The organism is Lentzea atacamensis, assembly GCF_003269295.1.
In the GTDB taxonomy this organism is placed as follows: Bacteria; Actinomycetota; Actinomycetes; order Mycobacteriales; family Pseudonocardiaceae; genus Lentzea; species Lentzea atacamensis.
Genome location: NZ_QLTT01000006.1, coordinates 553,105 through 566,411, shown reverse-complemented (window position 1 = coordinate 566,411; position 13,307 = coordinate 553,105). Strand labels below are relative to the sequence as shown.

Here is a 13,307-nt window from a genome sequence, read left to right as displayed (position 1 = left end):
GGCGACACACGCAGCCAACACGACGTGTCGTACTTTCTCGGCCATGAGCACCGAGTCGACTGATCCCGTCGAGCCACCGGCCACGGTGGCACCGGCTCCCGTGGAGACCGAGACCGACGAGTCGCCCAAGAAGAACAACTGGTTGAAGTTCGTCATCGTCGGCGTGCTGGCGGTGGTCCTGGTCGGCGGTGGTGTCTGGGCGTTCACGGCGCTCAACAGCACCAAGGTCGGCGACTGCGTCAGCGCGTCGCCGAAGGACGTCGACAAACCCGACGGCGACTGGAACCTCGCGTCGAAGAGCTGCGGCGACACGAACGCCACGCACCGGGTCGCCAAGGTGCTGAACAGCGCCGACGACTCGTGCCCAGAGGGCATCTACGAGATGATCAAGGCCGACGGCGACACGATGTGCCTGATGCCGAACCTCGCGGAGGGCAACTGCTACACGTCCCGTGACGACGGCGCCTTCGTGAAGGAGAACTGCACGACCGAGTCGCCGGTGAAGATCGTGAAGAAGGTCGACGGCCTGCCCGAGGAGGGCACGGTGTGTCCGGAGGGTTCGAGCGAGCTGCGGTTCAGCGAGCCGGCCTCGGTCTACTGCATGGGTGTGCACGAGGGGAGTTGATCCCCTCCTGCAGTCCTGACCGGGTGAACTCGGTTGAGTTGATCACCGCCCGGCGCCGATACCCAGGCCATGAAGAAGGCCGGCCTGGGTATCGCCGTTGTCCTCGCGCTCGTTCTGCTCGGCGGCTTCGTGCTGAACCAGCTCGGCGACGTGGCGAAGACGGCTCGGGTGGGCGACTGCGCGCGCATCTCCGGCTCGGCAGACAACCCGAAGTACCAGGCGCTCGACTGCGCCTCGGAGCAGGCCACCGTCAAGATCGCCAAGATCCTGCAGTGGAACGAGGACAAGTGCCCGACCGGTGGCATGGACTACTCGACGTACACGGGTGAGTCCACGCTCTGCCTCATGCCGAACTTCGTCGAGGGCGCCTGCTACGGCCAGGATCCCGACAGCGGCATCACCAAGGTCGACTGCTCCACGAAGGACTCGGTGAAGGTCGGCAAGGTGCTGAGCGGCAAGCCCGACCGCGCCGCCTGCGGAGACGCGCGTGCGGCGGTCTTCCCGGAACCCGCCGTCACCTTCTGCCTGGAGCGCGGCGACCGCCAGCAGTGATCTTCGGGTAAAGCGCGCCGCTCGCGTCCGTCCACGTGGGAGCCTCTGCGGCGTGATGAACGAGGAGGCCGCGTCCGAGGCGAGCCCGTGGAAGCAGATCCTCACCTACTCGGCCACGCTGCTCGTCGCCGCCGTCGTGATCTACGGGATCTCCGAGTTCCTGACCCCGGTCCAGCCGCCGAAGCAGGGCGACTGCGCCCACCTCACGGGCCACACCGGCCAGGGCCGCTACCACGCCGTCGACTGCTCGGAGTCCAGCGCGAACTACATGGCCGCGAGCACCGTGGCCACGTCGCAGGCCTGCCCCAACAGCGAGGACCTGAGCTGGGTGCCCGTGCGGGCAATGGATCCGGAGATCCGGTTCTGCCTCGTCCCGCTGTACGCCGAGGGCGAGTGCTATCTCGGTGCGCAGCCGGGCTACGACATCGAGGTCGTCGACTGCGGTGACCAGAACGCCTTCAAGGTCACGAGGGTCAGCAGGGACGTGCCGGCGCCGTCGTGCGCGGCCGGTGAACAGACCAGGAAATACCCCGAGGTCAAGCTGACGTACTGCCTCCGCCGGAGCCGGTGACGAACCGGCCGTAACGTTTCCGCAAAGCGCGAGCGGATTCCATCCCCGCATGGCAACCTCTCCTCCGGCCGTTGTCGGGGGGCATGGGCCACTTGGGGTAATCGGAAGCAGGAATCAATGAGCACTGAGCCAGTCGCGCCCGCACCTGCCCAGGAGCAGGCACCCGCGCCCAAGAAGGCGAGCATCGGGAAGCGCATCCTGACCTACATCGTCGGCCTGATCGTCGTCGGTGCGGGTATCTACGCGTTCAACTACTTCACCAGCGATGTCGCCCAGGCCAAGGTCGGCGACTGCGCGAGCGTGACCGGGACGACGAGCAGCCCGCAGTACAAGGCCGTCGACTGCGCGTCCGCCGAGGCGACCTACACCATCGGCAAGTCCCTGGCTCTCAACGAGAGCTGTGGCAACGACTCCTACTCGGAGCTCACCCAGAGCGCGCGCCGCGGTCCCAAGACCAAGCTGTGCATCGCTCCGGTGTACGCCGAGGGCAAGTGCTACAGCGACTCGACGACCGCCATGGACGTCAAGGCCGTCGAGTGCTCGGGCGGCAAGGTGTTCAAGGTGAGCAAGGTCGTGAAGGACGCCGCCGCGCCGCAGTGTGCCGAGGGCGAGCAGGCGCTGACGTATCCCGAGCTGAAGCTGAACTACTGCGTCGGTCTTCCCGCGTAACAGACCTGCGCGAGTGTTCGACCTAGTGGAACCGGAGTCGTGGCATGCGGCTCCGGTTTCGCTGTTCTTCGCTTGACCCATCGGAGAGGAAACCAGTGACCACCCCCAACTACCCGCAGCAGCCAGGGCCCTACGGTCCGCCTCCCGGTGGCCAGCCGCAGCAGCCCTACGGTCAGCCGCAGCCGTACACGCCGCCGCAGGGCTCGCCCCAGCCGGGTTACCCCGGCGATCCCTACGCCCAGCCGCAGCCCGGCCAGCCGATGGGGCAGCCGATGGGTCAGCCGAACCCGTACGGCCCGCCTCCCGGCCAGATGCCGCCGGGCCAGCCCATGGGCCAGCCGATGCCGTACGGCCCGCCGCCGCCCAAGAAAAGCGCCGCCGGCAAGATCATCGGTTCGATCGTCGCGTTCGTGCTGGTCGCGGGCGGTGTCATCCTCGTGAAGTCGCTCATCAGCGGTGGCCTCGGCAGCATCACCGAGCCGTCGGCCAAGGCGGGTGACTGCGCGAGCGTCACGGGCACCACGATCAGCCCGAAGTACAAGAAGGTCGACTGCACCTCGCCCGAGGCGAACTACTTCATCGCCAAGGCCATGAACAGCACCTCCGAAGCCTGCCCGAGCGAGGACTACGCGGAGTACACCGAGTCCGGCCGGCGCCGCTCCTCGCTGAAGCTCTGCCTGGTCGAGAAGCTCGAAGAGGGCAAGTGCTACGAGGAAGAGCTCGTGAAGATGAACATGGAGGGCATGAAGGTCGTCGACTGCTCGAAGGGCGGCAACGAGTTCGCCGTCCAGAAGGTCTTCAAAGTCGAAAAGGTCGTCAAGGCGGCGACTGCCGAATGCAGTGGGGTCGCCAAGCCCATCTCCTACACCGAGCCCGCGCCGGGAATCACCTACTGCGTGAGTGCGGCGGGCGGGAACTGAAAAAGGCGGGCCGCCGAAACGGCCCGCCTTTTTCATGTCCAGTAGCAACTAATTCGTCGTGCCCGGCGGCAAAAGCTGCTGCACGTCCAGACGACCGGACAGCACGTCCTCGGTGTCCATCATGTCGGCGACCCGCTGGAGCCGGATCGGGTTCAGCGACAGCGGGAACGTGCCCACGGACACGAGCGCCGCGGTGGGCTGGTCGACGTCCGCGTAGCTGGTCAGCGAGTCCTGCACGGCGAGCTTGTTGGCCTGCGCGCGCTGCTGGGCCTGGCGCAGCACGTCCCGGAAGACCTTGAGGGTCTTCGGGTTCGCCTCGGCGAACTTCTTCGACGACGCGTAGCCGGACATCGGGAAGTCCAGTGTCGGGCCGCGCGCGGTGTCGGTGAGGATCTTCGCGCCGATGTTGCGCTGCGACTTCGTGATGAAGGGCTCGATCATGAACGCCGCGTCGACCTGGCCGGCCTTCAGCGCGTCCTCCATCTCGGCGAACGGCATCGACCGGAACTTGATGCGCTGCTTCTCGACCGCGGCGGTGTCCAGCACGGCACGCGTGGTCAGCGCGCCGATGTCGGTCTCGCTGTTCACCGCGATGGTCGGCGCCGCCTTCTTGCCGGGGTCGTCGTAGTCCGACCCGGCATTCGTGACCAGAGCCATCGAGTTCGGACCCGCTTGGTAGGCCTCGCCCTGGAGCTGGAGTTCGGTGCCTTCGGCGACCGAGCGGAAGAGGCTGACGTGAGTGGCCCACGTGATGTCGAGCGTGGTGTCCAGCTGTTTGATGGCCTCGGCCTCGCTGGGCTGGGTGACCAGGCTGACCTGCAGACCGGCCTTCTCGAACAGCTTCTCGTTCAGCGCGATCCGCAGCGGGGCCACGTCGACGACAGGCAGCACGCCGATGCGCAGGGTGTTGCGTTCCACGTCCGATGCGCCGTTGTTCGACGAACTTCCGAACAGGCTGCAGCTCGCGGTCAGAACGCACGTGATGAGCACTGCGGCAAGCCGCAGAGCTTTGGCTCGGGTAGCCATGGCACCTCTCGCCGGTAGGCCTTGAGTAGCATCAAATGATCAGTGAGTGTCGCCACAGACCAGGTCGTCCGCAGCCCCAACTGGGCGTTCGGACGGACATGAGGCATGCCGACGACCGGGGATGTTAACCACCTGAACGTATGAAAGGACACCCCGTCTCGATACGGTGAGTGCTTCTGGAGACTTCCCCCGAGGAGGGGGTGGCCATTACGCTCCCCGCCGGGTGGCACAGGTCGCAGTAGACCGACGTGTCTTCAGAACGAGGTAGGGCGCCTCACCGGGCGAACGACCTCTGTGCTGCAATTCGGCCCGTTTGACGAGTCCATGCTCGGTCCTGGGGAGAGACCGGGACACTGCTGCTGGAAGAGGAAGCCCAGAGTGGCCCGACGTGAGAGAGGTCCCAGCCAGTTTGGCGTGGGTGACACCACACGCTCCGAAAGGCCCGAATCGGGTGACGGACTGGCTGCGCTGGGTAACGGCACCGTGACGGCGACACCGGACGTGGTGAAGGCCGACACCGGAGCCGGCCCAGGATCAGGACCTGCCCGATCCGCGGGGTGGCGGCTGCGCAACTGGCGGTTGCGCACGAAGCTGCTCGCCGTTCTGCTCATCCCGACGGTCTGTGCGCTCGCCCTGGGTGGTCTGCGGGTGCGCAGTGACCTCCAGGCAGCGACGGAGTTCAACAACCTCGCGAACCAGATCCGCCTGGAAACAGCCGTCGCGGACCTGGTGCAGCAGCTGCAGCGCGAACGAGACCTGTCGGTCAGCTACGTCGCGTCGAACAAGAAGGTCGACCGCGTCGTCCTCGAGCGCCAGCTGCGCCGCGTCAACGACACCAGCGAGGCGTTCAGCAACAAGATCGCCGAGCTCAGCGCCGACCTGAACCCGGCTGCCGTCGAGCGCTTCCAGGTCGCGTTCAACCAGCTCAACCGCCTGAACAGCCTCCGCAACTCGGTGCGCGACACGCAGTATCCCGCCGAGGCGGTCCAGCGCACCTACTCGGAGTCCATCGAGACGCTCATCGGCCTCGGTGAGCAGACGATCTCCGAGATCAACGACCCCGAGCTGGTGCGACTGCACCTGACGACGAACGCCATCGCGCGCATCAAGGAGCAGGAGTCGCTCAAGCGGGCGATTCTCCTCGACGTCTTCCAGCGCAAGGCGTTCACGCCGTCCCAGCTGCGTGCCCTGCAGGCGGCGGACGCCGAGCTCGAAGCGGCCCGCAACGACTTCCGCAAGTCCGCGACGCCGGAACAGGCCAAGATCTACGACGACACCGTCACCGGCCTCATCGTCGACACCGCGAACGACATGCAGGAATCGGCGATCAACCAGCAGGCCGCCACCGGCAAGAAGGACTTCAGCCAGCTGACGTCCGAGAAGTGGGACATCGCCGCCACGCTGACGGTCAACCTGACCCGCGACGTCGAGAACCTGCTGGTCGAGCAGCTGCAGAACCAGACGGACGTGGCCGCCGGCGATGCCCGCCGCAGTGCCTACATCCAGTCCGGCATCGTGCTCGCGGTCCTCGCGCTCGCCTTGCTCATGGCGCTGTTCGTCGCCCGCTCGATCCTCAACCCGCTGCGCACGCTGCGCCGCGCCGCTCTGGACGTGGCCGACCACGGTCTGCCGGACGCGGTCGAGCGCATCCTCGCGGACCCGAACCCGGAGGACGCGGCCAAGACCGCCGTCGAGCCGGTGCCGGTGCACACGCGTGAAGAGGTCGGTCAGGTGGCGCGCGCGTTCGACGCGGTGCACGGTGAAGCGGTGCGACTGGCCGCCCAGCAGGCCCTCCTGCGTGACAACGTCAACGCGATGTTCGTCAACCTGTCGCGCCGTTCGCAGGCGCTGGTCGAACGCCAGCTGAACCTGATCGACCGGCTGGAGCAGGACGAGCAGGACCCGGACCAGCTGGCCTCGCTGTTCGAGCTGGACCACCTCGCGACGCGGATGCGCCGCAACTCGGAGAACCTGCTGGTTCTCTCGGGCACGGACCTCTCGCGGCGCCTGACCCGGCCCGTCCCGGCCGCCGAGGTCCTCGGCGCCGCGGTCTCCGAGGTCGAGCAGTACGCCCGCGTGCAGGTCGGCCAGACCCCGGACCTCACCGTCCAGGGCCGCGCGGTCAACGACCTCGTGCACCTCATCGCCGAGCTGCTGGACAACGCCACGGCGTTCTCCGACCCGGTCACCAAGGTCACCGTTCGCACGGCCAAGACCCGCAAGGGCGAGCTGGCGATCGAGATCCAGGACCGCGGCGTGGGCATGGGCGACCAGGAGATCCTCGACGCCAACGAGCGTCTGGCCGACCCGCCGGACGTCGACGTCGCCGTCTCCCGCCGAATGGGCCTGTACGTGGTCGCGCGGCTCGCCAAGCGCCACGACATCAAGGTCCGCCTGCGCGGCAACGAGGACATCGAGGGCGGCACGACGGCACTGGTGATCGTGCCGGAGACGCTCATCGCGACGCCGGGCTCCGCTCCGTCGACCCCGCCGTCCGGTTCCGGTATCGCGGGCGCGTTCGGCATGCAGCCTCCCTCGGCGCCCTCAGCGTCCGAGCACACCACCGAGATCGGCACCACGGCCACCAGGGCCAGCGGTATCGCGGGTGCCTTCGGCGGTGCCACCGGCTCCGTGCCGAGGATCGACGAGTCGAGCCCGAGCATCCCGGTCAGCTTCGTCCCGAGCGCGCTCACCGACACCGGTGCGGGCGCGACGGCGGTGCCCGTCTACAGCGAGACGCCGATCGAGGACTCGACGCCGTCCGAGCGCTGGCGGCGCGACCAGCTGGCGGCCGTCGAGCCCGAGGGCTCCTTCGGCGAGCCGACCCTCTTCACGGCCTACGAGGACCGTCAGGAGGAAGAAGGGGAGATCTCCTTCGAGCCCGGCTACGAGACCACCCAGTTCGTACCGATTCCTCCGATCGACGACGAACCGGCCTCGAGCAACGGTGTGTCGCGCGCCTCGGTCGACCAGGGCCACGTCGAGCTGGGCATGGCTCACCGCAACGGCACCTCGGAAGCCTCGCGCAAGCAGATCGAGCACGATCTGGACGCCCCGACGGAGCGCCTGCCGATCTACGAGGCGGTCCTGTCGCAGTGGTTCCAGGCCGTCGGCAGCGAGACGTCCGCCTCCGCGGCTCAGCCGGTCCCCGCGGCCGCTGAGAACGACGCTCCCGCCGAAACCAACGGACGCGTCGAGCCCACTCCCGGCAGCGTCGACAAGGGCGAGAAGGGCGCGGTCGAGTACATCGACGAGCCGCCCACGACCCCTCCGTTGTCGGACGGGCCGGAGCCGGAGCTCCCGACCCGTACCCGCAAGCCTGTCCCGGCGGTGGCACCCACCACCACGTCGGCCGCTGGTCTTCCCGTGCGCAAGCCGCGCGCGAAGGTCCAGCCGGCGGTCGAGGAAGAAGTGATCGCACCCGCCGAGCAGGAGCGAGTTGTGGAACCGGAGCCCGTTGTGGAGGAGACTCCAGCGGCGGCACCCACTTCCGAGTCGGCTTGGCAATCGCCTGCCGACGAGGGATGGCAGGCGGCTCAGGCGTTGTTGAACAAGACGCCGGAGTCGAAGACAGCGGCAGGATTGCCGAAACGGACACCAAAGGCTCAACTCGTGCCAGGATCTGCAGCACCCAAGCCGCAGGCCGTGACACAAACAGCGCAGCGGCCCCCGCTGCCGCCCCGCTCCGCTGACGCGGTGCGCGGACGGATGTCGAGCCTTCAGAGCGGTGTCCGGCGAGGCCGGCACGCATTGATCGAGGCATACGCTGGTGACCAGTCGAGCCGGCAGAACGAGGAGCAGGAGTGACGACCGCAGCGCAGCCAGGCAGCTTTGGTTGGCTTATCACCGACTTCGTGCGGAGGGTGCCCGGCGTGGCACATTCCGTCGTGGTGTCCGCGGACGGGCTGTTGCTCGCGGGGTCCCAGGGCCTGCCCCGGGACCGTGCAGAGCAGCTCTCCGCCGTCGCGTCCGGGCTGGTCAGCCTCACACAGGGTGCTGCCCGCTGCTTCGAGGCAGGCGGGGTCAACCAGACCGTCGTCGAGATGGAGCGGGGTTACCTGTTCCTCATGTCGATCAGCGACGGCTCGTGCCTCGCTGTCCTCGCGGCACCAAACTGTGACATCGGTCTGGTGGCCTACGAGATGACGCTTTTGGTGGAGAGAGTCGGTCAACAACTCACCCCTGAGCTGCGCGCGCAGCTTCAGGGTGTGGTCCGTCGCTAGACCTCACTTGAAGTTCAGGGGTGAGAAGAGATGGCTGGAAGATCTGGCGCTAGAGGCCGAGGCTTCGGTAGGAACTTCAACTACCAGGAGTGGGCCGCTGGTGGGTTCCAGTTCGACGAGCCTGATGCGATACCCCAAGAACCAGAGGAAGCCGAGGACGCACCCCACGATGAGCGGGTTACAGGGCAAGGGCTAGGCGATATGTCTCAGCGTGAGGTGGATGACTCGTCGTCGTATCCGTACGACGACGTGCCGAACCGGTTCGACATCGACGGGTACGGCACCGGGTTGTTCGGTGGCCCGGGTGCGGACCTCTTCGGCCAGCACGAGATGCCGGACGCGGTGCCGGAACAGCTGCCGTACACCACCGGGCCGCAGCCGGTGTACAGCACCGGCGCGCAGCCTGCTGTGCGTCCGGAGGAAACTTCTTCTGCGGACTCGGGTTCACTGGTGCGGCCGTACACGCGCACCGGTGGACGCACACGACCCGACTACGACCTGGCGATCGAGGCGTTGATCTCAACCAGCGAGCGTGGCCTCGAACGGGACGCCGCGGTGCTTCCCGAGCACAGGTCGATCTGCGGGCTGTGTGTGGACACGCGGTCGGTGGCCGAGGTCGCGGCACTCCTACGCTTGCCTCTTGGCGTCGTGCGGGTGTTGATCGGCGACATGGCAAGCATGGGATTGGTTTTGATTCACCAGGGCGGTCTGGTCGTGGGGGACCGGCCTTCCATGGAATTCCTGGAGAGGGTGCTCAGTGGGCTTCGCAGGCTCTAGTCCCCAGGGCGCCGAGGGCGCACGGAAGCCGACGACGTCTGCCAAGATCGTGGTGGCGGGTGGCTTCGGTGTGGGCAAGACGACGTTCGTCGGCTCGGTGTCCGAGATCGTCCCGTTGACCACCGAGGCGGTGATGACCGAGGCCAGCGCGGGGGTGGACGACCTCTCCGCCACGCCGAACAAGGTCACCACGACGGTCGCGATGGACTTCGGCCGCGTGTCGCTCGACAGCGACCTGATCCTGTACCTCTTCGGTACACCGGGTCAGCACCGGTTCTGGTTCATGTGGGACGACCTCGTGCGGGGTGCCATCGGCGCCATCGTGCTGGTCGACACCCGCCGCCTGGCCGACGCGTTCGCCTCGATCGACTTCTTCGACGACCGGCAGCTGCCGTACGTCGTCGGCGTCAACTGCTTCGACGGCCTCCTCCACCACAGGCTGGAGGACGTGCGTGAGGCGTTGACGATCGACGAGTCCGTGCCGATCGTGACGTGCGACGCGCGCAACCGGCAGTCGACGAAGCAGACGCTCATCACACTGGTCGAGCACGCCATGCGCCAGTGGATGTCCGTCCGCGCCGGCTGACCTTTCTCACCGGGACAACCGCAGAGACGTGAACGACGAGGCGAGCGCCACCTTCGGGTGCGGCGCTCGCCTCGTCGTTGCGGTCTGATCAGGTGTCGAGTGTCGTCGTCGTGGCGTCCTCCGGCATCACGGCGTCAGCTTCGGATCAGATGTGCAGCTGGACCAGTTCGGCAACAGGCAGACGCTGAGGATTCCCAGCGCGGTGATGTTGGGTCAGCCCGACGGTTCGACTTCCTCGGGGCTGTCCTCTTCCTCGTCACCCTTGGGCTGGTCGGCCGCTGTGGCCGTGTCGTCGGTGATCGTGACGGCGGCTTCGAACGCCGGTGCCACCTCGGGCGCCGGAGGTGCTGCCACCTCGGCCTGCGGCGCTGCGACGGCCACCGCCGGTGCGCCGACCGTCGCCGCGATGTTCGTGAACGGAACGCCGACCCCCGCATCAGCCCACACCGACGCGTGGGCGATGTCCAGCGCGAGCTGGATGCCCTCGTTGGTGCCGAGGGGGATACCGCTGCCGGTGTTGAGGCCCACGCCCGCACTCAGGCTGACCAGGATCGAGTTCACGTTGTTGTTGTAGGCACCAACGGTCACGTTGACGTTGTTGTCCCCGAGGGCCTCGATGATCGGGTCGGCCTGTGCTGTTCCTGGTGAGAACGGCAAGGCGAACGTCAATGCCGTCGCGGTGAGGACCGCTCTGCGCGCCCACCGTGTGATGGCCATTCGCGCTGCTCCTCCGTCGTCGACGGAGCGTCGTGAAACGCTCACGCCACTCGACGCTAGGTCGCGGCGGGCACACGCAAGGGTGGACGTGCGGTTCGTCCGGGATGACCGACCGTCAGTCCTCGTCCACCAATGCGGCGGATGTGACGCGATGAAGAGGGAACCTGAGCACCTCTCCGTAGCTGTGGTCGTAGCCCTCGAGGACGCCTCCGCCGACCACGTGCGGCTCGATGACGCGCTGTGCGGCCGTGCCGTGGGAGTCGACGAACCCGACGAGCACTCTCCGTCGCGCCCGTGCTGCCTGCTGGAGCAACGACAGGGTGGCGGACGGCCCGGCGCCGAGGTGCCCTGGGACCGCCACCCGTTCACCCCGTGGTGTCGCGGCGGCACGATCACCCGCCCGCACCAGCCGGACGAGTTCCCCCAACCGCTCGTCGGCGGGCACGGTGGGTGACACGACTTTGCGCGCTGACCGCTGCCGCGGCGTGGTCCTGCGTCCGCCTGGCCGCAGGTCGAGGACCTGGCCGTCTGGTCCCTCCGCCGCCGGGGCGAACCCGGCGGAGCGCAGCCCGTCCAGCACGTCGGCCAGCGGCAACGGGCTGACCAGCACGGTCGGCGCGATCCGGCGCAGTTCCAGCCGTGTGGCTTCCGGGTGCGCGAGGACCTCGCTGATCAGGACGGAGTCGTCGCACCGCAGGAACGAGCCGGCGGAACCGCCGCGCAACCGCCCGTGGCGCCGCGCGGCGTCGTCGATCAGGTAGGTCAACGACTGCGGTACGGGAGTGCGCGAGCGGATCTTGAAGAGTTCGTGCAGCTCGTCGGCGCTGCGTCCGGAGTCGAGCGCACGGCGGACCGTGGTCTCGCTGATCCGGTAGACCGTCGCGCTGCCAGCCGACTCGACGTCCGCGACGAGTGCCATCTCGTCCGCGAGCTCGGGTTCGAGCCTGCCGGGCGCGACGACGGTGAGGTCGGCCTGCACCAGCACGTGGTCGAGCGGCGCCGGCAACGCGTCCCCGAGCGACTTGGCCGCGTGGCCGGGGCCCTCGTCGAGCAGCACGCGGCCCGCGCTGGTGATCGCGCCGAGGGCGAGCACACCGACCGCGCTGCCTTCCTCGACGGTCCAGCGCACCAGCTCGTCGCGCTGCCGCCCGCCGCGGCGCGGGGCCCGCCAGCCGAGCAACGCGGCGAGGTCGGCCGGGTCCGCGATGGCCGTGCCCTTGGGGAACGCGGCGAGCGTCTCGAGGACCCACCGGCGGTCGCGGGGCGCCTGGACGCGGCGGATCTCGTCCGCGAGCGGCGTGAAGAGCCTGTCCTTCTCGTCGCGGCGGCCGACCAGCGCCGGCAGCCTCGGCAGCTCCAGCCAGGCGTGCGCGATGGTGGCCCAGCGGACCTCGGCGGTCGCGGCGAGCCACACGTCGGCCTTGGTCGTCGGCACCCACTCCGGTTCGGCGGCCTCGGTGTTCGCGGCCAGGTCGGCGCCGACCACCAGCTCGATCAGCAGGGCGGCACGGCGTTCGTCGACGTCGAGGTCCTTGGCGACCTTGCGGAGCTCGCGCACGCCCAGCCCGCCGGTCCGCAGCACCGGTGGCGGCTCGGCCGACCAGCCCGCGATCAGGTTCTCCACGTGCCGGACGAGCTCGAGCGCCTCGCCGCCGCCCGTCGCGTCGATGCTGGTCTGCTGGAGGGTGCTCGTCTTCGGCTTCGGCTCGGTGACCTGGATCGGTCCGAGTGGGCGTTCACCGCGCAGTTGCAGCGCGATCTCTCGTGGCAGTTCAACGGTGCCAGGATCGCGTCGCAGCAGCAGGTTGCGTGCGAGGAGCCGTTGCACGGGCGTCTCCGCCTTCTCCAGCGGCACGACGCGTGAGGCGTCCTTGGTGTCGCCGATGGGCGGCCCGGCGGCGAGTTTCTGCAGGACCCGCTGCTCGCCCTCGGTGATGCCCTGGATGTCGTACGTCTGCCCGGTCGCCCGGCCCAGGCCGCCGGGATACGTGCCGAACGCCTCCCGCGTGACCGGAGGGACCGACAAACCGTCGTCCTCGCCCCACACGAGCGCGAGGGACTTCAGCTTGGTCACGGCCTGCTTGAGCGGCTTGGGCTTCACGTCCGGTCCGAGCAGCCCGGCGAGTGTGGCCAACGCCACGGGCTCGGTGTCCGCGCCCTGCACCACCAGGCCTTCGAGCACGGCGAGCGTGAACGTGTCGAGGTCCTCGCAGGCGCGCGCGATCGACGCCCTGGTGCCGACCCGTGTCGCGAGCACGGACATATCGGCAGGTGGGGGCGTTGCCAGGTCAGGACGCGCGCGCAGCAGTGCCACCAGAGCGGCGTCGTCCTGGGCGCGCAGCCAGTCGGCGAGAGTGATGCCGGACATTCTCACCACGGTATATGGGTCGGTTGAGCTGCGATCGTGCTCTGTCACACTTGTGCGCGTCACTGGTACCACCGAGGAGGAGAACGTGGCGAAAGGACGCCCTGGACGGGTCGACCCGCACTGGCCGGAAGGGCCCGACGGCGGCCACCCCGTCACCGAACTGACCAGCGACGTGCAGGGTGCGCTCTCCCCGTTCGGCACGGTGACGTTCCCGCTGCCGGTGGAGGACCTCGGCTACACCCACCCGGTGACCGAGATCAACAAGTCCTGATC

The 13,307-nt window shown here is 68.2% G+C and carries 13 protein-coding genes; 10 read left to right on the top strand and 3 right to left on the bottom strand.

Annotated features, from left to right (window positions below; genetic code table 11):
* Positions 1–43 precede the first annotated feature (43 nt).
* From C8D87_RS28565 to C8D87_RS28545, 5 genes are all read left to right on the top strand, one after another.
* Positions 44–625 (top strand): LppU/SCO3897 family protein, encoded by a 582-nt coding sequence (locus C8D87_RS28565; RefSeq protein ID WP_109631621.1) that lies wholly within the window; start codon positions 44–46, stop codon positions 623–625.
* A 69-nt stretch (positions 626–694) separates the two neighbouring features.
* Positions 695–1,177 (top strand): LppU/SCO3897 family protein, encoded by a 483-nt coding sequence (locus C8D87_RS28560; protein ID WP_112229015.1) that lies wholly within the window; start codon positions 695–697, stop codon positions 1,175–1,177.
* Positions 1,178–1,232: 55 nt separating this feature from the next.
* On the top strand, positions 1,233–1,748 hold the full coding sequence (locus tag C8D87_RS28555; RefSeq protein WP_112229014.1) for an LppU/SCO3897 family protein: 516 nt from the start codon (positions 1,233–1,235) through the stop codon (positions 1,746–1,748).
* A 117-nt stretch (positions 1,749–1,865) separates the two neighbouring features.
* Positions 1,866–2,417 carry an LppU/SCO3897 family protein gene (locus tag C8D87_RS28550; RefSeq protein ID WP_112229013.1) on the top strand — a complete coding sequence of 184 codons (552 nt, stop codon included), beginning with the start codon at positions 1,866–1,868 and terminating at the stop codon, positions 2,415–2,417.
* A gap of 95 nt (positions 2,418–2,512) precedes the next feature.
* Entirely contained in the window at positions 2,513–3,337 is an 825-nt protein-coding gene (locus C8D87_RS28545; RefSeq protein ID WP_112229012.1) for an LppU/SCO3897 family protein, read from the top strand.
* 48 nt (positions 3,338–3,385) lie between these two features.
* Here C8D87_RS28545 and C8D87_RS28540 read toward each other — a convergent pair whose 3' ends face one another.
* Positions 3,386–4,363 (bottom strand): ABC transporter substrate-binding protein, encoded by a 978-nt coding sequence (locus tag C8D87_RS28540; RefSeq protein ID WP_109631635.1) that lies wholly within the window; start codon positions 4,361–4,363, stop codon positions 3,386–3,388.
* A gap of 414 nt (positions 4,364–4,777) precedes the next feature.
* Between C8D87_RS28540 and C8D87_RS28535 the strand changes: the two genes are divergently transcribed.
* Genes C8D87_RS28535 through C8D87_RS28520 form a run of 4 tightly spaced genes read left to right on the top strand, consistent with a single transcriptional unit; the run spans position 4,778 to position 9,949 of the window.
* Positions 4,778–8,170, top strand: a complete 3,393-nt coding sequence (locus tag C8D87_RS28535) for a sensor histidine kinase (RefSeq protein ID WP_233442327.1) — start codon at positions 4,778–4,780, stop codon at positions 8,168–8,170.
* Positions 8,167–8,586, top strand: coding sequence for a roadblock/LC7 domain-containing protein (locus C8D87_RS28530; RefSeq protein WP_030470879.1), 420 nt, complete (start codon positions 8,167–8,169; stop codon positions 8,584–8,586). The genes C8D87_RS28535 and C8D87_RS28530 overlap by 4 nt, the downstream gene beginning before the upstream one ends.
* Positions 8,587–8,616: 30 nt before the next feature.
* Positions 8,617–9,363 (top strand): DUF742 domain-containing protein, encoded by a 747-nt coding sequence (locus C8D87_RS28525; RefSeq protein ID WP_081902482.1) that lies wholly within the window; start codon positions 8,617–8,619, stop codon positions 9,361–9,363.
* A complete protein-coding gene (locus C8D87_RS28520; protein ID WP_030470877.1) occupies positions 9,344–9,949 on the top strand; it encodes a GTP-binding protein in 606 nt (201 codons plus the stop codon). Before C8D87_RS28525 ends, C8D87_RS28520 begins: the two co-directional genes overlap by 20 nt.
* Positions 9,950–10,162: 213 nt before the next feature.
* Here C8D87_RS28520 and C8D87_RS28515 read toward each other — a convergent pair whose 3' ends face one another.
* Positions 10,163–10,666 (bottom strand): hypothetical protein, encoded by a 504-nt coding sequence (locus C8D87_RS28515; RefSeq protein WP_112229010.1) that lies wholly within the window; start codon positions 10,664–10,666, stop codon positions 10,163–10,165.
* Between the two features lie 115 nt (positions 10,667–10,781).
* Complete coding sequence (locus tag C8D87_RS28510; RefSeq protein WP_112229009.1) at positions 10,782–13,034, bottom strand: helicase-associated domain-containing protein; 2,253 nt, start codon at positions 13,032–13,034, stop codon at positions 10,782–10,784.
* A gap of 85 nt (positions 13,035–13,119) precedes the next feature.
* On the opposite strand from C8D87_RS28510, the gene C8D87_RS28505 reads away from it, so the two are divergent.
* Positions 13,120–13,305, top strand: coding sequence for a hypothetical protein (locus tag C8D87_RS28505; protein ID WP_109633120.1), 186 nt, complete (start codon positions 13,120–13,122; stop codon positions 13,303–13,305).
* Positions 13,306–13,307 lie beyond the last annotated feature (2 nt).